Annotated in this window: 19 protein-coding genes; 17 read left to right on the forward strand and 2 right to left on the reverse strand. The window is 68.3% G+C overall.

Annotated elements, in window-relative coordinates:
* The first annotated feature begins 72 nt into the window (after positions 1-72).
* The 6 genes from AC3IPP_RS11930 to AC3IPP_RS11955 are packed head-to-tail and all read left to right on the forward strand — an operon-like array spanning position 73 to position 6,050.
* Positions 73-699, forward strand: coding sequence for a DUF4129 domain-containing protein (locus tag AC3IPP_RS11930; RefSeq protein WP_489149147.1), 627 nt, complete (start codon positions 73-75; stop codon positions 697-699).
* Complete coding sequence (locus AC3IPP_RS11935) at positions 696-1,922, forward strand: DUF4350 domain-containing protein (RefSeq protein WP_489149148.1); 1,227 nt, start codon at positions 696-698, stop codon at positions 1,920-1,922. Before AC3IPP_RS11930 ends, AC3IPP_RS11935 begins: the two co-directional genes overlap by 4 nt.
* Positions 1,909-2,865, forward strand: coding sequence for an AAA family ATPase (locus AC3IPP_RS11940; RefSeq protein ID WP_489149149.1), 957 nt, complete (start codon positions 1,909-1,911; stop codon positions 2,863-2,865). The genes AC3IPP_RS11935 and AC3IPP_RS11940 overlap by 14 nt, the downstream gene beginning before the upstream one ends.
* Positions 2,862-4,178, forward strand: a complete 1,317-nt coding sequence (locus AC3IPP_RS11945) for a DUF58 domain-containing protein (RefSeq protein ID WP_489149150.1) — start codon at positions 2,862-2,864, stop codon at positions 4,176-4,178. The genes AC3IPP_RS11940 and AC3IPP_RS11945 overlap by 4 nt, the downstream gene beginning before the upstream one ends.
* Complete coding sequence (locus AC3IPP_RS11950; protein ID WP_256968257.1) at positions 4,175-5,179, forward strand: stage II sporulation protein M; 1,005 nt, start codon at positions 4,175-4,177, stop codon at positions 5,177-5,179. Before AC3IPP_RS11945 ends, AC3IPP_RS11950 begins: the two co-directional genes overlap by 4 nt.
* On the forward strand, positions 5,169-6,050 hold the full coding sequence (locus tag AC3IPP_RS11955; RefSeq protein WP_256968258.1) for an RDD family protein: 882 nt from the start codon (positions 5,169-5,171) through the stop codon (positions 6,048-6,050). Before AC3IPP_RS11950 ends, AC3IPP_RS11955 begins: the two co-directional genes overlap by 11 nt.
* 13 nt (positions 6,051-6,063) lie before the next feature.
* On the opposite strand, the gene AC3IPP_RS11960 is transcribed toward AC3IPP_RS11955, so the two are convergent.
* Positions 6,064-7,035 carry a YciC family protein gene (locus AC3IPP_RS11960; RefSeq protein WP_143276114.1) on the reverse strand — a complete coding sequence of 324 codons (972 nt, stop codon included), beginning with the start codon at positions 7,033-7,035 and terminating at the stop codon, positions 6,064-6,066.
* A 201-nt stretch (positions 7,036-7,236) separates the two neighbouring features.
* Here AC3IPP_RS11960 and AC3IPP_RS11965 point away from each other — a divergent pair, with 201 nt between their 5' ends.
* The 4 genes from AC3IPP_RS11965 (at position 7,237) to AC3IPP_RS11980 (ending at position 10,817) form a co-directional block, all read left to right on the forward strand.
* A complete protein-coding gene (locus AC3IPP_RS11965; protein ID WP_489149151.1) occupies positions 7,237-7,458 on the forward strand; it encodes an MGMT family protein in 222 nt (73 codons plus the stop codon).
* 89 nt (positions 7,459-7,547) lie between these two features.
* On the forward strand, positions 7,548-8,162 hold the full coding sequence (locus tag AC3IPP_RS11970; protein WP_087141270.1) for a glutathione S-transferase family protein: 615 nt from the start codon (positions 7,548-7,550) through the stop codon (positions 8,160-8,162).
* Positions 8,159-9,688, forward strand: coding sequence for a VOC family protein (locus tag AC3IPP_RS11975; protein ID WP_489149152.1), 1,530 nt, complete (start codon positions 8,159-8,161; stop codon positions 9,686-9,688). Before AC3IPP_RS11970 ends, AC3IPP_RS11975 begins: the two co-directional genes overlap by 4 nt.
* Before the next feature lie 181 nt (positions 9,689-9,869).
* The gene (locus AC3IPP_RS11980; RefSeq protein WP_489149153.1) at positions 9,870-10,817 is read left to right on the forward strand and encodes a winged helix-turn-helix transcriptional regulator; all 948 of its coding nucleotides are present in this window, start codon (positions 9,870-9,872) and stop codon (positions 10,815-10,817) included.
* A gap of 60 nt (positions 10,818-10,877) precedes the next feature.
* Here the strand turns inward: AC3IPP_RS11980 and AC3IPP_RS11985 are convergent, their stop codons facing one another.
* The gene (locus AC3IPP_RS11985; protein WP_489149154.1) at positions 10,878-13,079 is read right to left on the reverse strand and encodes a TonB-dependent receptor; all 2,202 of its coding nucleotides are present in this window, start codon (positions 13,077-13,079) and stop codon (positions 10,878-10,880) included.
* A gap of 227 nt (positions 13,080-13,306) precedes the next feature.
* On the opposite strand from AC3IPP_RS11985, the gene AC3IPP_RS11990 reads away from it, so the two are divergent.
* From AC3IPP_RS11990 to AC3IPP_RS12020, 7 genes are all read left to right on the forward strand, one after another.
* Complete coding sequence (locus tag AC3IPP_RS11990) at positions 13,307-14,179, forward strand: DUF1295 domain-containing protein (protein WP_489149155.1); 873 nt, start codon at positions 13,307-13,309, stop codon at positions 14,177-14,179.
* The gene (locus AC3IPP_RS11995; RefSeq protein WP_489149156.1) at positions 14,176-15,075 is read left to right on the forward strand and encodes an SDR family NAD(P)-dependent oxidoreductase; all 900 of its coding nucleotides are present in this window, start codon (positions 14,176-14,178) and stop codon (positions 15,073-15,075) included. Before AC3IPP_RS11990 ends, AC3IPP_RS11995 begins: the two co-directional genes overlap by 4 nt.
* Positions 15,076-15,166: 91 nt before the next feature.
* Positions 15,167-16,627, forward strand: coding sequence for a carotenoid oxygenase family protein (locus AC3IPP_RS12000; RefSeq protein ID WP_489149157.1), 1,461 nt, complete (start codon positions 15,167-15,169; stop codon positions 16,625-16,627).
* A gap of 4 nt (positions 16,628-16,631) precedes the next feature.
* Positions 16,632-17,777: a thiolase family protein gene (locus AC3IPP_RS12005; RefSeq protein ID WP_489149158.1), complete on the forward strand. Its 1,146-nt coding sequence runs from the start codon at positions 16,632-16,634 to the stop codon at positions 17,775-17,777.
* A gap of 5 nt (positions 17,778-17,782) precedes the next feature.
* Complete coding sequence (locus AC3IPP_RS12010) at positions 17,783-19,465, forward strand: aldehyde dehydrogenase family protein (protein ID WP_489149159.1); 1,683 nt, start codon at positions 17,783-17,785, stop codon at positions 19,463-19,465.
* Complete coding sequence (locus AC3IPP_RS12015) at positions 19,462-20,688, forward strand: thiolase family protein (protein WP_489149160.1); 1,227 nt, start codon at positions 19,462-19,464, stop codon at positions 20,686-20,688. Before AC3IPP_RS12010 ends, AC3IPP_RS12015 begins: the two co-directional genes overlap by 4 nt.
* Complete coding sequence (locus AC3IPP_RS12020) at positions 20,685-22,163, forward strand: class I adenylate-forming enzyme family protein (RefSeq protein WP_489149161.1); 1,479 nt, start codon at positions 20,685-20,687, stop codon at positions 22,161-22,163. The genes AC3IPP_RS12015 and AC3IPP_RS12020 overlap by 4 nt, the downstream gene beginning before the upstream one ends.
* Positions 22,164-22,182: the final 19 nt, after the last annotated feature.

Consider the following 22,182-nt stretch of genomic DNA (forward strand, 5'->3'; position numbering starts at 1 on the left):
CCGTGCGACCTGTCGGTTGACTTGACCGTCTCCGGCTCTATGGCTTGAAGCATGGGGTCGAGGAACGTTGGAATGCAGGGAGAGGCCTCGGCTTCCAACGAGACGATCCTGCAGGCGCACGCCGCCCTGCTGAATGATCCGTCGTTTCAGTTCGACCGCGCCAATTTCGACCCGCCGCAGACTCCCGGCTGGCTGCGTTGGATCGGCGAGACGCTGCAGTTCCTGGCGCCGATGCTGAAATGGGTGTTCTGGATCGGACTGGCCCTGCTGGCCGGGCTGATCCTCTACGCCATCGTGCGCGAGATCCTGCGGCTGCGAAAACCCGCCGCCAAGCCCGACAAGCCGGCGACGCCGGTCGATGCCGATTGGCGGCCGGACGTTCAGGCGGCCCGCGATCTGCTGGCCGAGGCTGACGCCCTGGCCGCGCGTGGACAATACGCCGACGCCGCCCACCTGTTGTTGCTGCGCAGCGTGCAGGACATCGAAAAACGCCAGCCGCGCGCGTTGCGGGTGTCGTTGACCGCGCGCGAAATCGCCCGCCTGAAAGCCTTGCCCGAGGCGGCGCGACCCGCCTTTGAACGGATCGGCCGGGTGGTCGAACGCAGCCTGTTCGGCGGCGCCGCCGTGGACGCCCAGGATTTCGCCGACTGTCGCCAGGCCTATGAGGCCTTCGCCCTGCCCGAGGGCTGGCGCGCATGAGCCGTTCCGCCAAGGCGGCCGGGAACGCCTTTTCACCCGTCGTCCTCATCAGCTTACTGCTGGTCAGCGTCGTGGCCCTGGCCGGGCTGGGCGTGCTGTCGGCCTATGCGCCCGAACTGAAGTCCGGCGACGACGGCGGCGGCCACGCCCTGTCGCGCAGCTCGACCGGATTCGGCGCGGCGCCGGTGCTGCTGCGAAACCTCGGCGTGCCGGTGACGATGAGCCGAGGCCCCCTGACGCCCTCTTCGGACGAAAGCCTGCTGGTGCTGACGCCGACGCCCAACGCCAAGCCCGAACAGATCGACGACATCAACCATGCCGGCGCGACCCTGATCGTCCTGCCCAAATGGAGCGCGGCGCCCGACCCCGAGCACCCTGGCTGGGTTCGCACGATGGGTCTGCTGCCCGCCCAGGCCTCGCTCGCGCCGCTGAGCGAACACCTGCGTCAGGGCGCCCGCCTGCAATCGCGCGACGGCCGCGCGGCCGTCGCCTTGAAACGCCCCGACGGCACGCCCTTCGGCGCGCCGGTGGATGTCGATGCGCTGAAGACCCTGTCCGGCCCCGACTGGGTCCCTGTCGTGACGGACGATCAGGGTCGCCCGGTTCTGGCCATGCATGCGACCACGCGTGTCTATGTGCTGGCCGACGCCGATCTGCTCAGCACCCACGGGCTGAAGACGCTGAATGGGGCGCGCACGGCCGTCGCCCTGCTGGACGTCGTGCGAGCGGAGGAGGCGCCGGTCATCTTCGACCTGACGCTGCACGGAATGCAGCGCACGCGCAGCCTGTTGCGGCTGATGCTGGAGCCGCCGCTCCTGGGCATGACGCTGGTGCTGGCGGCGCTGGCGGTCTTCGCCGGTTATCAGGCCGTCGTGCGTTTCGGCCCCGCGCGCGAGAGCGGCCGCGTCATCGCCCTGGGCAAGCGCGGGCTGGCCGACAATACGGCGGGGCTGGTGCGGCTGGCTCGGCGCGAACATCACATGGCTGCGCCCTACGCCCTGCTGACCCGCGCCGCCGTAGCCCGCGCCATCGGCGCCCCGCGCCGCCTGAGCGAGGACGAACTCGACGCCTTCCTCGACCGCGTCAGCCGGACCACCGGCGCGCACGCGACCTATTCTGTCCTGGCCGATCAGGCCAGGGCGGCCAAAACCCCCGGCGACCTGATGCGGGTCGCCGCCGCCCTCTATCGCTGGAACCAGGAGCTGACCCGTGCACGTCAATGAGGTGAAGACGATCGCCGAGCGCATCCGCGCCGAGATCGCCAAGGCCGTGGTGGGCCAGGACGGCGCAGTCGACCTGTTGCTGACCGCCCTGTTCGCGGGCGGCCACGTCCTGCTGGAAGGCCCGCCCGGCACGGCCAAGACCCTGTTGGCCCACAGCTTCGCCCGCTCGGTCGGGCTGGACTACGGCCGCATCCAGTTCACGCCGGACCTGATGCCGGGCGACATCCTGGGGTCCAACCTGTTCAACTTCCAGACGTCCAGCTTCACCCTGACGCGCGGGCCGATCTTCTGCGAGCTGCTGCTGGCCGATGAGATCAACCGCACCCCGCCCAAGACCCAGGCCGCCCTGCTGGAAGCCATGCAGGAGCGCAACATCACCATCGACGGCCAGGCCCATGCGCTGAGCCCGCGCTTCACCGTCGTCGCCACCCAGAACCCGATCGAGCAGCAGGGCACCTATCCCCTGCCCGAGGCGCAATTGGACCGCTTCCTGTTCAAGCACGTCCTCGGCTATCCCGATCTGGAGCAGGAGCGCGCCATCATCGCCGCCCACGGGTCGCGCACCGGCCAGATGGACCCGGTCGCCCTAGGCGTCGAGACCGTGGCCGAGGCCGCCGCCATCGCCGCCGCCGTAGACGCCGTGGCCCAGGTGCGGCTGACGGACGAGGTCGTCGGCTACATCGCCGCCCTGGTGCGGGCCACGCGCGATTCCGCCGATGTGGAAACGGGCGCCTCGCCGCGCGCCGGGGCCATGCTGGCTGTCGCCGCCCGCGCCCGCGCCGCCCTGGACGGTCGCGACTACGTCATCCCCGACGACGTGAAGGCGTTGGCGATCCCGGCCCTGCGCCACCGCCTGGTGCTGTCGCCCGCGGCCGAGATCGAGGGCCGCCGCGTCGAGCAGGTGCTGGCCGGCCTGGTGGATCAGGTGGCGGCGCCCCGGTGATTTATCCGACCCGACGTGCGGTGACGGTCCTGGCGGCGGGAGCGCCCGTCGCCCTGCTGGCCGGCGTGCTGACGCCCGTCGGCTGGCTGGCCGGTCCGGTCTGGATCGCGGGCGTGACGGCGCTGTTCGCGCTGGACGCCCTGCTGACCGGCTCTCGCTCCGGCCTGACGCTGGACGCGCCCGAGCCGGTGCGCGCCGCCGTCGGGCGACCGAGCCTGGTCGGGCTGACGGCGCGCTTCGCGGCGCAAGGCCGCGCACCGCATCAGGTCGAAGCCGCCCTGTCGGGCGAGGCCAAGCTGGGCGTGGACGACACCCCGCGCCAGGCCGGGGTGCGCGACCATGTCGCCGTCCTCGCCTTCCCCTTCACGCCCGAGCGACGCGGCGACGCGGCCCTGCATGAGCTTTGGGTGCGTTGGCGCGGCCCGATGGGTCTGGCCTGGAAGCAGAAGACGTTCCGCCTGGATCTATCGGCGCCGGTGCTGACCGACCTGCAGTGGGTGCGCGATCAAGCGGTGCGCCTGTTCGCTCGCGACGCCCTGTTCGGATCCAAGGCCCAGTTGGACATCGGCGAAGGCGCCGAGTTCCAGGCCCTGCGCGACTATCAGCCCGGCATGGACCGGCGCGCCATCGACTGGAAGCAGTCGGCCCGCCACGCCGCCCTGCTGGCCAAGGAATTCCGCACCGAGCGCAACCACAACGTCATCATGGCCCTGGACTGCGGGCGCGCCGCCTGCGAGCCGGTCGGCGGAATGCCGCGAGTGGACCGCTTCATCCATGCGGCCCTGCTGCTGTCCTACGCCTGCCTGCGCTCGGGCGACCGGGCGGGCCTGTTCGCCTTCGATTCCCGGCCGCGCCTGTCGACCGGCGCCGTCGGCGGCATGAACGCCTTCCGCACCCTGCAGACCGTCGTCGGCCGGGTCGACTATTCGACGCACGAGACCAACTACACCCTGGCCCTGGCCACCCTGTCGGGACAGCTTCAGCGCCGATCCCTGATCGTGGTCTTCACCGACTTCACCGATTCCACCGCCGCCGAGCTGATGATCGAGTCCCTGGGCCGGTTGCTGAAACGCCACCTGGTGCTGTTCGTCGTTCTGCGCGACGAGGAGTTGGAGGGTCTTGCCGCCGCCGCGCCAGAAACGGCCGAGGACGTGTCGCGCGCCGTCGTGGCCGCCAGCCTGCTGCGCGAACGCGAAACGGTCATCAGCCGTCTGCGCCGCATGGGCGCCCACATCGTCGACGCCCCCGCCGATCAGGTCGGGCCCGAGGCGGTCAACGCCTATCTGGACCTGAAGCGGAGGGATCTGCTGTGACCGACGCCCCCCTGCTGAAAAGCCAACGCTTCCGCCAGGCGCGCGAAGACGACTGGCGCCGCCTGGAGCGGTTGATGGACAAGGCTGAAAAGGGCTCGGCGTCCAAACTGACCGACGAAGAGATCCTGGCCGTGCCCGTGCTGTACCGTTCGACCCTGTCGGCCCTGTCGGTGGCGCGCGAGACGTCGTTGGACCAAGGGCTGATCGACTATCTGGAGACGCTGTCGGCGCGAGCCTACTTCTTCGTCTACGGCTCGCGGGCGACGCTGCGCGACCGGCTGACCGCCTTCTTCCGCCATGACTGGCCCGCCTCGGTCAAAGGCCTGTGGCGCGAGACCCTGGTGTCCGCCGCCCTGATGCTGCTGGGCGCCGTGGTCGGCGGCTGGCTGGTGATGCACGATCCCGAATGGTTCTACGCCTTTGTGCCGGGCGACCTGTCCGGAGGCCGCGATCCGGGCGCCTCGACCGCGACCTTGCGCGCCACGCTGGACGGGACCGAGAACGCCGACGGCCTGTCGGTGTTCGCGGCCTTCCTGTTCACCCACAACGCCAAGGTCGCCCTGTTCGCCTTTGCGCTGGGCTTCGCCCTGTGTCTGCCGACCGGACTGCTAATCCTCTACAACGGCGCGACGCTGGGCGCCTTCTTCGCCCTGTTCGCCAGCCGCGGCCTGGGGGTCGAGCTGGGCGGCTGGCTGCTGATCCACGGCGTGACCGAGCTGTTCGCCGTCATCCTGGCCGGCGCCGCGGGTCTGAAGATCGGCTGGGCCGTCGCCTTCCCCGGCCGGGCGCACCGACTGGACGCCGCCGTTCAAGCCGGACGAACCGCCGGCGTGGTCATGGGCGGGGTCATCGTCATGCTGCTGCTCGCCGGTTTGCTAGAGGGCTTCGGGCGGCAGCTGATCGCCGACACCGGCCTGCGCTACGCCGTGGCGGGCGTGACGGCCCTGATCTGGGGGCTCTACTTCTATGGTCCGAGACGGGAGGCGTCTCGTGTCCGCTGACGCCGCGAAGATCGACAAGACCGAGCGCCCCTTCATCACGCCCGAGGGCGTCGACCTGCGGCTGAACATCGGCGACGCGGGGCAAAGGGCGGCGGCCTTCCTGCTGGACGCCGGAATCATCATCGGCGTGCTGATCGCCTTCACCCTGGCCCTGATCTTCACCGGCGTCGGCGCCATAGGCGCAGCCGGGCAAGCGGGCGCGGAACTGGTCGCCGTGCTGTGGCTGGTGGTCTTCTTCCTGCTAAGGAACTTCTACTTCACCGCTTTCGAGCTGTCGGCCGCCGCCGCCACGCCCGGCAAACGGGCGATGGGCCTGCGCGTCGCCTCACGCGACGGCGGGCGGCTGCGGGCGGAATCGGTGTTCGCGCGCAACGCCATGCGCGAGCTGGAGGTCTTCCTGCCGCTGTCGCTTCTGGTGACGCAGGCGGGTCAGGGCGGGGTCGACAGCTGGATGTATCTGCTGGCCTTCGTCTGGGCGGCGATCTTCGTCTTCTTCCCCCTGTTCAACCGCGACCGGCTGCGCCTGGGCGACCTGGTCGGCGGCACCTGGGTGGTGCGCACCCCACGCCGCAAGCTGACCCGCGACATGGCCGACGACGGGTCGGAACAACTGGCGAGGTATGACTTCACCCTGGCGCAGTTGGACGCCTATGGGGCCAAGGAGCTGCACGTTCTGGAATCCGTCCTGCGCACCGGCGAGCGCAAGACCATGCGCGCCGTCGCCGACCGCATCATGGTGAAAATCGGATGGTCGCGCGATCCACACCAGACCGACCGCGACTTCCTCAGCGCCTATTACGCCGCCGTGCGTGGGCGGCTGGAGCAGAAGCTGCTGATGGGCGTGCGGCGTCGCGACAAGCACGACGTCTGACGCCGCGGCCCCATCAGTCGAAGACGGCGGCCAGGGCCTCAGGCCCCGCCCCTTCCTTGACGGTCCGCAGTTCGTAATAGAGCGCCGCCACCCCGGCCGAAGCGACCACCGCCGACAGGATGTTGACCACCACGCCGGACGCCGCATTGACCCACAGATTCGGACTGCCGTCGAAGAAGCCGCCGCCGGTCGCCAGACCGAGCGCGCCGACCGCCGCCCCGATGATCCACGACAGGATCACATAGATGACCATCAGGCCGAACACGTTCCAGCGATAGCCGCGCGTCAGATCGCGACTGCGTTGCAGGCTCTCTAACACGCCTCGCTTCTCGACCACCACGGCGGGCGAGGCGACCGACCACATCACCGAAAGGATCACACCGGGCACGATCAGGGCCAGATAGCCCAGTCCCGCGCCCAGGGCGGCGATGATGGCCAGCCCCAGCAGCGGCAGAAACATCTTCACGCCGACATCGAACGCCTGGCCAAAGGAGGTCGTCTTGCCGTTGAAGCCGTTGACCGCAGCCTTCATGACCATGCCCTGAAGCATGTAAAGGCCCACCAGATAGAACACCCAGCCCGCCGCCATCGTCAGGAATCCGACGGCGGCGCCGCCGGTGACGGCCGTGCTCTGGCCCAGGCCCATGACGGCGCTGGGCGCCCCGACCATGACCGTCGCCGCGCCGAAAAAAATCGCTGCGTTTTCGCGAATGGTCGTGAAGGTGCGCTGGATCACCCGACCGAGGTCGAACTGGCCGCCCCGGCTGGCGGCCTGCCCCGTCCAGGTCGGCGGGGCGACCGCCTGAAGCACGAAGATCTCGGTCGCCTGCAGATCCGCGCCGGGGACGAAATCGACCTTCTGCCCGCGCGTTAGCGGCAAGGATGTCCGCACCTGCGTGACATTGAACAGATAGCGCGCCGTATCATCGCCCAGGATCGCGCCCATCCCGGTCGCCTGATCGAATGTCAGAATCTCGCCACGCATGATCGTCCCCCAGTGCTCCCATGTAGGGCTACTGGGACAGCGCCGGATTGACCAGAGCGACGACCGATGAATTTCAGAACGCTCGGCTTCCCAGGCCCCCATCAACCGGGATCGCCCTCATCTTCAGCCCATGAAGCCGGCGCCTCCTGCGTCTGACGTCATGCCCTCCTAGCTTCGGCCCATCAGGGGATCGGACACGCCGTGCCTGCCCGTCTCGATGCGTCCGGCCAGGCGACGCTCAAAGCCGCGCTCAGCGGTGAAGGTCAGCCCCGCTGCCCTGCAACCGCCACGTCTGGGTGCGCTGCGCCCCTAGACGCCATCGGTCGCGCCAACGCCCTCACCCCAATCTCCATCATCCTGCCCTGCCACCACGTCATTGCGGCCGATGGAAGCATGACGGGCTACAGCGCCGGACTCTGCTGACGCTGGACGCCGCCGCAGCTCTGGCGCCGGTTCCACCTCCCGGCCTTCGGCGCTAGTGTCGCAGCCGAACCGCAACTGGATCCGCTTTCATGACCACCCTTTACTTCGCTCCAGGCGCCTGCTCGCTGGCTCCGCATATCGTTCTGGAATGGATAGGCGCGCCCTATTCGGCGGTGAAAGTGGGCTATGGCTCGCCCGAACTGCTGGCCGTGAACCCGGCCGGCGCGGTGCCGACGCTGATCGAGGACGATGGCTGGCTGCTGACCCAGGCTGGAGCCGTTCTGGACTACCTCGCCGCCAAGCACCCCGAGGCGGACCTGGCCGGCGGCCACAGCCTGCGCGAAGTCGCTGAATCCCACCGCTGGTCGTCCTTCTTCACGGGCGACCTTCACCCGGCCTTCTTCCCGGTCTTCATGCCCTACCGCTACACCACCGGCGGCGAGGCTGAACGCGCGCAAGCGGTAGAGGCCGGCCACGCCCTGGTGCGCAAGCAACTGACGATCCTGAACAACCACCTGACCGATAAGGAATGGGTGCTGGGCCGCCGTTCGGTGATCGACGCCTATGCCTTCCCGATGATCCGCTGGGCCATCGCGCGCGTCCCAGGCGGATTGGCCGACTTCCCACACGTCCAGGCTCTGCACGATCGCCTGGCCGCCGACCCCGCCGTTCAGAAGGTTCTGGCCGACGAGGCCGCTGCGTGACCACGGGCCTGCACCACGTCACCGCCATCACCGCGTGCGTCCAGGCCAATGTCGACTTCTATGTCGGCTTTCTGGGGTTGAAACTGATCAAGCGAACCGGCGGCTATGAAGACGCTGAACAGCTTCACCTCTTCTATGGCGACGCCGTCGGCAGCCCCGGCAGCGTCGTCACCTTCCTGGTCTGGGAAGCCGGCGCCTCGGGCCGCGTCGGCCATGGCCAGGCGGCCGAGATCGCCTTCGCCGTGCCGCCCGCCAGCATCGGCGACTGGCTGACCCGCGCCATGAGCGCCCGCATCCCTGTCGAAGGCCCGACGCGCGAGTTCGGCGAGCCGGTGCTGAGACTGAAAGACCCGGACGGCGTCATCATCAAGCTAGTGGGCGCCGCCCTGCCCGCCGCCGCGCCCCTGGCCGATCCGATCGCGCCGACGCGTCTGCGCGCCGTTACCCTGTTCACCGAAAAACCGGAAGAGACCGCCGACTTCGTGGCCCGTTTCGGCTACCGCCGCGGCCCGGTCGAGGGCGCCGTCCAGCGCATGATCTCGGACACGGATGTCGTCGATGTGCGCGCCGTCACCGGCTATGTGCCGGGCGTTCCGGGCGCTGGAACCATCGACCACACCGCCTTCCGCGCGCCGGACGTGGACGCCGTTCGCGCCATGCGCCTGTCGCTGGGCAAGGCCAACGGCGTCACCAACGTCCATGACCGGCAGTATTTCCTCTCGCTGTATGTCCGCGACCCGGCCGGTCTGTTGATGGAATACGCCACCGACGCCCCCGGCTACACGGCCGACGAACCGCTGGAGACTTTGGGCGAGGCCCTGCTCATGCCGCCCGGCGACGCCGCGCGCGCCGAAGACCTGAAGGTCATGCTGCCGCAGTTCGCCTTGCCGGGAGAACCGCGCCCGCCGCACCGAGACCTGCCCTTCGTACACCGCTTTCACATGCCCGAAGATCCCGACGGTTCGGTGATCGTCCTGCTGCATGGCACGGGCGGCAATGAAGCGGACTTGATGCCGCTGGCCCATCGGCTGAACCCGCGCGCCACCCTTCTGGGCGTGCGGGGGCGCGCGACCGAGGAAGGCGTCAACCGCTGGTTCCGGCGCTTCGAGCCGACTCGCTACGACCAAGCCGACATCCGCGCGGAGGCCGGAGCCTTCGTCGCCTTCGTCGGCGGCGCCGTCAGCGGCTATGGGCTGGATGTCGACCGCCTGACGTTCCTCGGCTTCTCCAACGGGGCCAACCTGCTGGGCGCTATCCTGCAACTGCACCCCGGCCTCGTTCGCCGCGCCATTCTGATCCGCGCCATTCAGGTGCTGGAGACGGCCCCGGCGGCGGACCTGGCCGGAACCCGTGTGCTGCTGTTGACCGGCGCGCGCGATCCCTTCGCCGAGATGGCCGCGGGGCTGGAGACCGCCTTGCGCCAGGATGGAGCCAAACTCGACGCCCGCATCATCGAAGCCGATCATGCTCTGGATCCAGATGACCTCGTCGCCGCGCGGGATTGGCTCTCGACCTTCGCGCTCTGATGACGTTAAAACGGTAGTCGCTCCCGCCCAGACTCGCCCCCGCAAGCTGCCGCGTGCGAGGTTTGACTGTCATGGCGTCTGCCGATAGGTCTGCCAACACAAGCACGCGCGACGCTGGCGATAATGGGGGGCGCTAGCGCGAGATTCGCGGATTCCATACGCCATCCAGCCAGGTACGGATTTGACCGAGCCCGACATTCGCTCCCTGATCATGGGCAATCCGGTCGCGCGCGCCTTCGCCATTACCGGCGACGCCTGGACGCAGCTGATCATGCGCGAAGCCTTCTATGGCGTGCGACGGTTCAGCGTCTGGCGTGAGCGCCTGGGCACGCCGCGCAGCGTGCTGACCGACCGACTGCAGAAACTGGTAGCCGCCGGCCTGCTGGTCCAGACCCGGATCGAAACGGGGGCGCGAACGGAATATCGCCTGACCGAGATGGGTCTCGATATGTTCGGCGTCGCCGTAGTGCAGGGTCAGTGGGAGAAGGTCTGGGCCCAGTCCCCGCTGCAGGAACGCTACGCCATCGCCTTCTTCGACCGCGAAACCGGGCGTCGACTGACGCCTGCCGTCCTGACCCGCGCGCACGGGGTCGAGGTCAAGGCCGACAAGGTCGCCTGGAAGCCGGGACCGGGCCTCGTTGTCATCCCCCCGCCGACTTCGCGTCGGCGCCGATCGGCGCCGATCGAAACCGACCGCCCGATCATCGATCGCTCGACCGAAATCATGGGCGACTACTGGAGCTGGGCTGTACTGTCGGCCGCCTATTTCCGCCTGCGTCGTTTCGACGAAATTCACGCCGCCCTGGGCGTGGCGACGAACATTCTGGCCGACCGCCTGAACCGCCTGGTGCTGCACGGGGTGCTGGAGCGGCGCCCCTATCAGAGCGCGCCGGTGCGTTTCGAATACCGCCTGACCGAGGCGGGCCTAGCGCTTTATCCCATCGTGCTGGCCATGCACGGCTGGAGCCAGCGCTGGCTGGTCGGATCGGACGAGGCGCCCCTGACCCTCGTCGATCGCGCCAGCGGCGACGCCATTACGCCGGTCGTCTGCGACCTGGGCAGCGGCGAACCGATGGACCCTCGCCGTATCCGTTGGGAAGTCGAAGCCGCGCCTCAATCGGCGACCTGACAAGAAACCGCCCGCCGACGCGAAGTCGGGCGGGCGGCGAGTTGTCGGAGAACGGATGGATCAGAAGGTCTTGCTGACCGCGACGCCGAAGGATCGCGGCGCGCCAAAGACACTGAAGCCGATGTTGGCGTTCTTGATGATGTGCTGCTGATACTCCTCGTCGCCGAGGTTCTTGCCATAGACTGAGAACTTCAGGCCGCTGGGCGCCTCCCACGAGGCGAATGCGCTGACCAAACCATAGGACGGCACCAGGACTTCAGGCGCGTTCGAAGGATCGAAGTAGAAATCGTCCGTCCATTGATAGTCAACGCGGGCCGCCAGCATCCCGCCAAAGACATCCCATTGACCGTCTGCATACAGGGTGAACTGGCTGTCCGGCGAACGCGGCAAGATGTTGCCATCATACGGCAGCGTCAGATTCCCCGATATCGCATTCGAGGTGAATTTGGCGTCCAGCTGGGTATGGGAGCCGCCGATCGTGATGTTGTGGTTCACCGCCAGCGCCGTCTCGACCTCAAAGCCGCGCACCTCCGCCTCGGCATTGGAGGTGACCAGCGTCAGGCCCAGCAATTCATAGACCTGCAGGTCCGTGTAATCGAGCATGAAGGCCGCCGCGTTCAGGCGCAGCCGTCCGCCCGCCAGGGTCGTCTTGGCCCCGATCTCATAGTTGTCGAGCAGTTCCGACCGCAGCGGCGTCGTGGCCTGGGCGCCGGTCTGCGAGGCGCTGGGATAGGCGCCGGCCTTATAGCCTCGGTCATAGCTGACGTAGAAGCGCATGTTGTCCAGCGGCTCGACCGCCAGCGCCAGCTTCCAGGTCGGCTCCTCGAATGAGGCGTCCGCCTTGACGTTGTAGGGTTGCCCGGTCGGACCCAGCGGAATGCCCGCGGGCGGATTGGCGCCGCCTTCATTGTCGATGGCGACCTGATGCACTTCTCGCTCATCATGGGTCCAGCGCGCGCCGACGGTCAGCTCCCAGATATCGGCGAACGGGATGGTCGCCTGACCGAAGACGGCGTAGCTGGTGTTGGTCGCGTCCTGATTGAAGGTGGTGTCGCCGCCGAGCGACGGCGGAGCGATCGGCAAGGCCGTCTGAACCAGGAACCGCTCCGACCGCTCGACCTCTTCGCGGAACATATAGAGGCCGGCGACCCAGTTGATGTTCGAGCCCGACTTGGAGGTCAGGCGGAACTCCTGGCTGATTTGTTTGGCGTTTTCTTCAGCCCGATCGTCAACGGACAGGGGGAAGCCGGGGAACGGCAAGCCGCCCAGGTTGTCACGCCAGCTATAGTCGTTGCTGCGATAGGAGGTCAGTGACACGACGTCGAAATGCTGGGCGCCCGTCCAATCGGCGCGACCCGTCAGGCCCCAGTTTTCACGCTTCTGATAGTTGTCCGCCGAGGAGAAGCTCTGACGCACATCCATGCCCGCACGCAGCGAATTGACCAGGGTCACGAAGGGGGCGGGGGTCGATGACGCCAGCACCGGAATGCGGGCGTGCCCCTGCATGTCGTCCTTCGAATAGTCCACGCCGCCCAGGAAGCTCCACTCCCCGGCGTTGTGAAGAATCTGGGCGCGCAGGCCGAACTGTTCGCCCCCTTCCAGCCCGCGACCGCTGGGCAGACTCTCGGCGTAGCCGTCGTTCTGATTCCAGCGCAGGGCCAGGCGCCCCGCTGTATCTTCGCCCAACTGACGGTTCAGCACCGCCTCGACGCCTCGCTCGTCAAAACTGCCCAGGCGTCCCGTCAACTGGGCGGAATTCTCGAAACGGGGCTTCTTCGTATAGACGTTCAGCGCGCCGCCCGAGGCATTGCGCCCATAAAGAGTGCCCTGCGGTCCGCGCAGGATCTCGACCCGCTCCACATCGAGGAAGGCCAGGGAGCTGGCGCCCGCGCGGCCGATAGACACTTCGTCGATGGACACGCCGATCGAGGGATCGCTGGCGGCGGAATCGCTGGTCGTGCCGACGCCGCGAATGAAGATCTGCGGCTCGCCGATGTTGAACTGGGTCAGCGTCACGCCCGGCGCCTTGCCCGCCACATCCTGAATGCCGGTCGCAGCCGTCCGCTCCAGCGCTTCGGCGTTGAAGGCGGTGATGGCGATCGGCACGTCCTGAAGGCTCTGCTCGCGGCGCTGGGCCGTGACGACGACGTCGCCGACCGTGACGGCGGTCTCGGGCTGGGCTGATTGCGCCACGGCCGGCGCAGCCAGGCCTGCGGCCAACAGCAGCGTAGCGGCCGACGCGCTGAATGCGGTCTTTCTCATGTTTCGCTCCCTGACCTCCCCGGCTCCGTTGATCGGATGCTCCCTCGGTCGAATGAAGCTTGCGCTAGCGAACCATGTTTGCAAGTCTTTTTATGCAAGCGATAGGGAGGAACGGGGCCTTGAGACTGGATGGATGGACGTTCACCGCCCTCGCCTGGGTCTGTCTGGCGGCAACCTGGCTTTTCCTGATGCCGAAGAAAACACGCGGAAAAGCATGGCATTATGTGATGATGGCGGCGCCGCTGGCGGCGTTCGGCGCAGCCTTCGCGACCCCGCCTTCGCCGTTGCGTGAAACCTTGTTCATCTGGGTCGCCGGCGGCGGCGTCGTGTTGGCCGTCGTCGCCCTAGGCTGGATCGCGGGCACGATCCGCCGCAATCACGGGCTGATGGATGTGGCCTATCCGCTGGCGCCGTTGGCGGCGGCGGGCGTGATCTTCGTCCTGTCCGGCCTGCCGCTGGACCTGTTCAGCGGCCTGTTCCTGGTCAGCCTGGGCGTCTGGTCGATCCGACTGGCGATTCAGACCTGGGGTCACAACATCCACGCCGAACGCCAGCCCTACGCTCACTGGCGCAAGAGCTTCGGACCGACGTGGTTGTGGTGGAGCGCCTTCCAGGTCCACCTGCTGCAAGGCGTGACCGTCTGGCTGTGGTGCGCGCCCTTCGCCTTCATACTGACAGCGCCCGCGCCGCGCCCGCTACTGCTGTTGGCGCTGGGCGGCGCCGTCTGGCTGACGGGGTTCCTGTTGCAGAGCACGGCGGATCGCCAACTGACCGCCTTCAAGCGCGCCCCCGCTAACCGAGGCGGCCTGCTGGACACCGGCGCCTGGGCCATCGTGCGCCATCCCAACTATCTGGGCGAAAGCGTCATGTGGGCGGGCTGGTTCGTGCTGGCCCTGGCCCATCCCTGGGGTTGGATCACAGTACTCGCGCCCCTCTATACCGGCTGGTTCATGGGCTACGCCTCGGCCGCGCCGTTCAAGGAACAGCACATGGCGCGCAGCCGGCCCGAGGCCTGGGCCGCCTATTGCGCCCGCACGCCGCGTTTCCTGCCCTGGCCGCGTCCCAGGGCCATGACCGGGACCGAAGGCGCCGACGCATGAACCCCCTTCAGGATCAGGTGATCGTCGTCACCGGCGCCGGGCGCGGCCTCGGTCGGGCCTATGCTCTGGATCTGGCGCAGCGCGGAGCGCGCGTCGTAATCAACACCCGCCCTCGAGCCGCCGACGCGCCCGGCTCGGCCGAGGCGGTCGTGGCCGAGATCATCGCCTTGGGCGGCCAGGCCGTCGCTGCGCCTCTGGCGGTCGAGGAGGTTGATTCCGGCGAGCAGCTTCTGGCTGCGGCTCTGAACGCCTTCGGCCGTATCGACGGCCTGCTGAACAACGCCGGCGCGCCCGAAGCCAAGACCCTGCACAAACAGACCACCGAAGCCTTTCGACAGGTGTTCGAGGTCAACTTCTTCGGCTCTCTGACGCCGACCCTGCCCATCTATCGCCACCTGCGCGCCCAGGGGTCGGGCCGCATCCTGATGTCGACCTCGGCGGCGGGCCTGCATGGCGTTCACGGCATGGCGGCCTATTCGTCATCCAAGGCCGCGCTGATCGGCCTGATGCGGGTCATCGCCCTGGAAGGGGCGTCCCACGGCGTCGGCTGCAACGCCATCGCCCCCTATGCCGCCACCGGCATGACCGCCGAATATCTGGACGACGCCAGCGCCGCCCGCATGGGGCCTGAGCGCGTCGCTCCGGTCGCCAGTTGGCTGATGTCGGCTGACTGTCCGTTGAACGGCCAGACGCTAGTGGCCGGCGCGGGCGCCGTGCGGCCCGCCGCCCGGATCGAGGGACCAGGGTTGATCTTCGCCGACGACTTCACGCCCGGCGACCTGGCGGACCAGGCCGCCGCCCTGATGGACATGAACGGCTGGCGGACCTTCAGCGACGGCAACGCCGCCTTCGATCAGTTGATGGCCGCCATGCTGAATGAAACCACGACGAAGTAACTTGCGTTAAACGACTAAAGTACCCATGGTTCGTTTATACAAGGATGGACGCAGCACGACCGCGTCCCCACACAGGGAAGGAACAGCCGCCATGGCCGACGACGCCCGCCGGATCGAAATCGGTCCGCTCAGCCCGCTGAACACGCTGAATCCCTATCTGCAGGGCGCCTATGAGCCCGTGGCGAAGGAGACGACGGCGCTGGACCTGCCGGTCATCGGCGAGATCCCCAAGGACCTCTACGGCTGCTTCTACCGCAACGGCCCGAACCCGGCCCAGGCGCCCGAAGGGATGCATCACTGGTTCGATGGCGACGGGATGCTGCACGCCATCTATTTCGAGAACGGCAAGGCGGAATACCGCAACCGTTTCGTCCGCTCGGCGGACCACATCGCCGGCCTGAACGGTGCCTGCGGTGCGGGCGGGGTCATGTATCCCTCGACCCGGACCGACCCAACTTCGACGCGCGGCGACAAGGTCTACAAGGATACGGCCAACACCGACGTGATCCTGCACAACGGCTCGCTGATGGCGCTGTGGTACATCTCCGGCCACCCGGTCCGGGTGGATGCGCGCACCCTGGAGACCACCGGGATCGAGACCTTCGGCGGCAAGCTGCCCCGCCATGTCTCGGCCCACTCCAAGGTCGATCCGCGCACCGGCGAGTTCGTCTTCTTCGACTATTCGCTCTACGAGCCGTGGATGACCTTCGGCACGGTCAGCGCCAATAATGAGCTGACCCATTTCGAGCGTGTCGAGCTGCCCGGGCCGCGCCTGCCGCACGACATGGGCCTGACCGAGAACTACGTCATCCTGCACGACCTGCCCGTGGTCTTCACCGACGCCGGCCTGCGCAAGAGCCAGTGGAACATCCATTTCGCCGACCAGCCGGCCCGCTTCGGCGTCGTGCCGCGCCGGGGCCGTGGCGACCAGATCCGCTGGTTCGAAACGGACAGCTGCTACATCTACCACGTCGTCAACAGCTGGGAGGACGGCGACGAGGTCGTCATGGCCGCCTGCATGATGACGCCCAACGGCTATCCGCTGAACCCCGACTACGGCCCCTATGCGGCCATGGTGAACGTGCTGGCGCTGAACGCCGTGCCAGTCGAATGGCGGATGAACATGCGCACCGGCGAGGTGAAGAAGCGCCAGCTGGACGACCGCATCGGCGAATTCCCGGCGGTCAATCTGGACTACGCGGCCCAGCCGACCCGCTGGTCCTATCACGTCGCCATGTCGAAGACCGAACTTCAGCGCTTCAAGGGTCTGATCAAGTACGACCTGACCACCGGCGCCGCCCGAACCTATGATTTCGAGCCGCAGATGTTCGGTTCGGAACCCGCCTTCGCCCCGCGCCTGAACGCCAAGAGTGAGGACGACGGTTACGTCATCGCCTTCGTCACCGACGAGAACACCGGCCGCTCCGAGGTTCAGGTGATCGACGCCCAGAATTTCGAGACCGGGCCGGTCGCCCGCGTCATGCTGCCCGCGCGGGTGCCGGCCGGCTTCCACGGGACCTGGGCGCGCGGCGACCAGATGGCGAAGGGGTGATCCGATGAACGCCTATATTCACGACGCCGTCCGCACCCCGCGCGGCAAGGCCCGTCCCGACGGCGGTCTGGCCGCCCTGAAACCCCACGAACTGGTCACGGGCCTGATCGACGCCATGGAGACGCGCGGCCATACGCCCCGCGCCGCCGAGGCCCTGGTCCTGGGCTGCGTCGGACAGGTCGGCGCCCAGGGGGCCAATGTCGCCCTGGTCAGCAAGCTGCACGCGGGTCTGGACGACGCCGCCTTCGCCTTCGCCCTGAACAACTACTGCGTCTCGGGCCTGACCGCCGTAGGTCAGGCGGCGGCAATGGTTGAAACCGGCGCCGTCCGCTCTGCCCTGGCCGGCGGGGTCGAGATGATGTCGCGCGTGCCCTTCATGGGCGACAAGGCCGACTACTACGAAGACGCCGCCTTCCCTGCCCGCACCCGCTACATTCCTGTCGCCGTCGCCGCCGACCGTCTGGCCGAGGACATCGGCGTGACTCGGGCCGAGATGGACGCCGCCGCCCTGACTTCGCAGCAGCGCACCGCCTTGGCTGAAGGCACGCCGCTGACGGCCTCGCGCGTTCCGCTGAACGGGCTGGAACGGGAAGAAGCCGCCCGGGCGAGCACCACCGCCGAGATTCTGGCGGCCATGCCCGCCGCCTTCGCCGCCCTGGCCACCCCCTACGCCGAAGCGCTGGAGGGTCGGGCGATCGACCACCGCCACACGGTCGCCCACGCCCCGCCGATGAGCGACGGCGCCGGACTGGCTCTGGTCTCTGGCGAGGCCAGGGGCGCCCGCGCTCGCATTGTCGCCTGGGCCGAGGCCGGGGGCGATCCCTCCGCCTCCCTGACCGCCGGATTCACGGCCATGGAGCAGGTGCTGGACAAGGCCGGGCTGACCCTGGCCGACATAGACCGCATCGAGTTCATGGAAGCCTTCGCCGTCACCATCGCCAAGTTCATGAGGGAACACCCGACCCTGAGCGACAAGGTCAACGTCGGCGGCGGGCATCTGGCCAAGGGACACCCGATGGGCGCGACAGGGGCCATCCTGCTGTCATCCCTGCTCGACGCGTTGGACGCTTGCGAGGGCCGGTACGGTCTGGTCGTGGCGGCGGGCGCGCAAGGCGTCGGCTCGGCCATGATCGTCGAACGGATGGGTTGAGCGCCATGAACGCCCCCTTCCCCGTCGCCGACGCTCGCCGCGCCCTGATCGACCGCCACGCCGACCTGATCGACGCCGCTATCAAGGCCGTGTCCACCCGCGCCGCCTGGTCGCCGTTCAAGGAATCGCCCTCGACCAAGATCCACGGCCCGGACAAGCCCGTCGCGGGCAAGTCCGCCTTCGAGGCCCAGCTGAACCGTCCCTTCGATCTGGACCTGCCCGGCGTCGTCGACTGCGTCGGCGCCGAGGTCTCGCCCTTCACCGGCGAGGCGCTGGGGATCACCTATCCGCGCTGCGATCCCGAGGCTCTGATCGTCACCGCCCAGACCGCCTGGCCCGACTGGCGCGCCGCTGATCCCGAACTGCGTCTGGCCCTGTGCGCCGAGATGGCGACCCGCCTCTATGACGTGAACTTCGAAATGGCCCAAGCCGTCATGCACGTCGCGGGTCAGAGCTATACGCAAGCCTTCAGCGGCTCCGGCCCCAACGCCCTGGACCGGGGGGTCGAGGCCCTGGCCTATGCCGCCAAGGCCATGCGCGACGTGACCCGCAGCGCCCGATACGAACGCGACTTCGCGGGCGAAGCTGTCAGCCTGGACAAGACCTACGTCCTGGTTCCGCGCGGCATCGGACTGGTGGTCTGCTGCGCCAGCTTCCCGACCTGGAACGCCTATCCGGCCCTGTTCGCCAGTCTGGCGACCGGCAATCCGGTCATCCTCAAGCCCCACCCCATCGCCGTCCTGCCTATGGCCATCGTCGCGCGGGAATGCCGCCGCGTGCTGGCCGACTTCGGCTTTGATCCCGACCTGATCACCCTGGCCGTCGACACCCTGGCCGAGCCGGTGGCTCAGGTTCTGGTCGATCATCCCGCCATCCAGATCGTCGATTTCACCGGCAGCCCACGCTACGGCGGCCATCTGGAACGGACGGTGACGGGCAAGCTGCTGTTCACAGAGACGGCAGGCGTCAACACCGTGGTGGTCCACTCCGTCGCCGATCTGAACGCCGCCGCCCGCGCCGTGGCCCGCGCCGCCAGCCTGTTCTCGGCCCAGATGTGCACCAGCCCCCAGGTCGTCTATGTCGCCCCCGATCTGGTCGAAGCCTTCGGCGCCGCCCTGGTCGCTCAGATCGACGCCATCGCTGACGATCCGGCCATGGCCGCAGGGATCATGGGCGCCATTCAAGGCGAGGTCAGTCTGAAGGCCGTGGCCGACGTGCGCGAAGCGGTCGAACAGCGTCCCGGCGCCCGCGTCCTGCGCGAGGCCGCCCCTTACCCCCACCCGCAGTTCCCCCAGGCCCGCACCCTGACGCCTCTGGTTCTGGCGATCGACGGGTCCGCGCCTGACCTCTACGCCGAGGAGCATTTCGGCCCGGTCCTGTTCGTGGTGACGATGGAGGCCGGCGCCGCCGTGGCCGAGGCGACCCATCTGGCCCGCACCAAAGGCTCGATCTCCTCTTATCTCTATTCGACGGACGAGGGCTTCATCGACCGCTCGACGCCGCTCTACGAGCAGGCCGGGGCTAATCTGACGATCAATCTGACCGGCGCGATGTGGATCAACTTCGCCGCCGCCTATAGCGACTATCACGTCAGCGGCCTGAACCCAGCGGGTAACGCCTGCCTGGCTGACCTGGCCTTCGTCGCCTCGCGCTTCCGCATCGTCCAGCGCCGTCGGCCGTCTGAATGACGGCGCTAGTCTTCATCGCCGGCGTGTCGATGACCGCCCTGGGCAAACGCCCCGCCGACACGGTGAAGAGCCTGACCGCGGAGGCCGTGCGCGACGCCCTGACCGACGCGGGCGCTGAGATCAGCGACATCGAGGCCGCCTGGTTCTCCAACACCCGCCAGCCCATGCTGGAGGGCCAGAACACGGTACGCGGCCAGATCGCCCTGCGCCCGCTGGGCCTGACCGGCATCCCCGTGACCAATGTTGAGAACGCCTGCGCATCCGGCTCGACCGCCCTCTATCAGGCGATCCAGTGGCTGCGCGCGGGCGCGGGCGACATCGCCCTGATCGTCGGGGCCGAAAAGATGGTCTTCCCTGGCCGGCCCGAGCGCGTAGCCGCCGCCTTTATGGGCGGGACCGACATCCACGACCGCGAGGGCGTGCTCGCCTATATCGCCGCGATGGGAGGCGAAGCGCCGGGCGACAGCCGCAGCCTGTTCATGGACCTGTACGCCGCCCAGGCCCGCACCCATATGGCCCGCTTCGGCACGACGCAGGAGGACTTCGCCCGCCTCGCCGCCAAGAACCACACGGCCGCCGCCCTCAATCCCAAGTCGCAGTACCGGACGCCGATGACGGTGGAACAGGTGCTGGCGGACAAGCCGATCGTCTTCCCCTTCACCCGCGCCATGTGCGCCCCCGTCAGCGACGGCGCGGCGGCCATGATCGTCTGTTCGGCCAAGGGTCTGGCGCGGCTGGGCGCCGCAGCCCGCGCCGTGCGGGTACGCGGCTGCGCCCTAGTCAGTGCGACGGACCGCGCGCCCGACGACTACGCCAACCACATAGGTCACCGCGCCGCTCGCGCCGCCTATGAGCAGGCGGATCTAGGGCCCGACGCCGTGGACCTGGCCGAGGTCCATGACGCCACCAGCTACGCCGAACTGCAGCAGATCGAGAACCTGGCCCTGGCCGCCCCCGGCGAGGTCGGGGCGCGGTTGAAGGCGGGCGATTTCGCGCTCGGCGGCCGCACTCCAGTCAATCCGTCCGGCGGTCTGGTGGCCAAGGGGCACCCGGTCGGCGCCACGGGCGTCGGCCAACTGTATGAACTGATCCAGCATCTGCGCGGCGAGGCGGGCAGACGTCAGGTCGAGGGCGCCCGCATCGCGGCGGCCGAGAACGGCGGCGGCTTTCTGGGCGTCGAGGAGGCGGCGACCGTCGTCACCATCCTGGAGCGCGCGGCATGATCCGACGCCCGATCCGCGCCCTATATGACGGCCTGCCCGACAAGCGCGATCGCCCCGCCCTGTTCGACGGCGACCGCACGATCAGCCACGGCGAACTGGTCACACAGGTCGAGGCCGCCGCCGCCGATCTGATCGCGCGCGGCGTGACGCCCGGCGACCGGATCGGCCTGTGCGCCGCCAACAGCGCCGACCATGTCATCGCCTATCTGGCCATTCTGCGTACAGGAGCCGTCTGGACGCCGCTGAACCCGCGCAACGGGGCGCGACTGAACAGTCTGTTCCAGCAGCGCGCCGGTCTAAAGCTGACCCTGCACGACGCCGCCTCCGCAGAGGCCATGGGCGAGACCGCTCATCACCTGACGCTGGACGGCTGGCGCCCGGCCCCGATCGATACAGCGGTCCTGCCGCCGATTTCGGATGATCCCGACCACTCCTTCGCCCTGAAATTCACCGGGGGCTCGACCGGCGTGCCCAAGGGCGTGCTGCAGAGCGTCCGCAGCGGCGCGGCGGCGCTGCATTCACTCCAGAGTTTCTATGACTTCCAACCCGACGACGTGAACCTGGCCGTCGCGCCGCTGACGCACGGGGCCTCGCACTACATCCTGCCGGTGCTGGCGGCGGGCGGGGCTCATGTGCTGCTGGACAGGCCCGAGCGCGAGGCCATCCTGCGCGAACTGAAGGCACGGATCACCACCGTCTTCATGCCGCCGACCCTGATCTATCTGCTGATGGAGGAAGGCCAGTTCATCCCTAGCGATTTCGCCCGACTGCGACACCTGACCTATTCCGCCGCCCCCATGCCGCCCGCGCGAATCGCCGAGGCCCTTGCCCGGTTCGGGCCGGTGCTGTCGACCCTCTACGGCCAGACCGAAGCCCCCATGACCATCGCGGGCCTGTCGCCCGCCGAGATGGCGAGGCCCGAGTTGCGCGCCTCGGTCGGACGGCTGTTCCCGGACACCCCGGTCGCCCTACTGGGCGCCGACGGCGAGGTCAGAACAGAAGAGGCCGAAGGCGAAATCCTGGTCCGTGGCGACCTGGCCGCCACCGTCTATCTGGATGATCCCGAACAGACCGCGAGCGCCCGCCACCATGGCTGGCTGAAGACCGGCGACATCGGGCGGCTGGACGCGGGCGGCTATCTGTATCTGCTGGGTCGCTCGAAGGAACTGATCATCAGCGGCGGCTACAACATCTATCCTGGCGAGGTCGAGGCGGCGCTGAACGCTCACCCGGCCGTGCGTGAAGCCTGCGCTTTCGGCGTCGCCGACGATGTCTGGGGCGAACGGCTGGAGGCCGTGGTCGCGCTGGATGACGCCGCCGTCACGGCCTACGCCCTTACCGCCTTCGTGCGCGGGGTCGTCGGCCCGGTGCGCACGCCAAAAGCCCTTCACGTCGTCGCCGCACTGCCCCGCAACCCGGTGGGCAAGGTGGTGCGCGGCGAGGTGAAGTCACTGATCTATCCGGCGCCTCAATGACCGGAAGGCGTAAAAGAGA

It is taken from the genome of Brevundimonas sp. KH_060 (assembly GCF_057838275.1).

What these genes read in the sequence shown, in the direction of transcription:
- AC3IPP_RS11930 (WP_489149147.1), top strand. Translation starts at nt 73, where the DNA reads ATGCAGGGAGAGGCCTCGGCTTCCAACGAGACGATCCTGCAGGCGCAC.
- AC3IPP_RS11935 (WP_489149148.1), top strand. Translation starts at nt 696, where the DNA reads ATGAGCCGTTCCGCCAAGGCGGCCGGGAACGCCTTTTCACCCGTCGTC.
- AC3IPP_RS11960 (WP_143276114.1), bottom strand. Translation starts at nt 7,035, where the DNA reads ATGCGTGGCGAGATTCTGACATTCGATCAGGCGACCGGGATGGGCGCG.
- AC3IPP_RS11970 (WP_087141270.1), top strand. Translation starts at nt 7,548, where the DNA reads ATGACCACCCTTTACTTCGCTCCAGGCGCCTGCTCGCTGGCTCCGCAT.
- AC3IPP_RS11985 (WP_489149154.1), bottom strand. Translation starts at nt 13,079, where the DNA reads ATGAGAAAGACCGCATTCAGCGCGTCGGCCGCTACGCTGCTGTTGGCC.
- AC3IPP_RS11990 (WP_489149155.1), top strand. Translation starts at nt 13,307, where the DNA reads ATGATGGCGGCGCCGCTGGCGGCGTTCGGCGCAGCCTTCGCGACCCCG.
- AC3IPP_RS11995 (WP_489149156.1), top strand. Translation starts at nt 14,176, where the DNA reads ATGAACCCCCTTCAGGATCAGGTGATCGTCGTCACCGGCGCCGGGCGC.
- AC3IPP_RS12000 (WP_489149157.1), top strand. Translation starts at nt 15,167, where the DNA reads ATGGCCGACGACGCCCGCCGGATCGAAATCGGTCCGCTCAGCCCGCTG.
- AC3IPP_RS12005 (WP_489149158.1), top strand. Translation starts at nt 16,632, where the DNA reads ATGAACGCCTATATTCACGACGCCGTCCGCACCCCGCGCGGCAAGGCC.
- AC3IPP_RS12010 (WP_489149159.1), top strand. Translation starts at nt 17,783, where the DNA reads ATGAACGCCCCCTTCCCCGTCGCCGACGCTCGCCGCGCCCTGATCGAC.
- AC3IPP_RS12015 (WP_489149160.1), top strand. Translation starts at nt 19,462, where the DNA reads ATGACGGCGCTAGTCTTCATCGCCGGCGTGTCGATGACCGCCCTGGGC.
- AC3IPP_RS12020 (WP_489149161.1), top strand. Translation starts at nt 20,685, where the DNA reads ATGATCCGACGCCCGATCCGCGCCCTATATGACGGCCTGCCCGACAAG.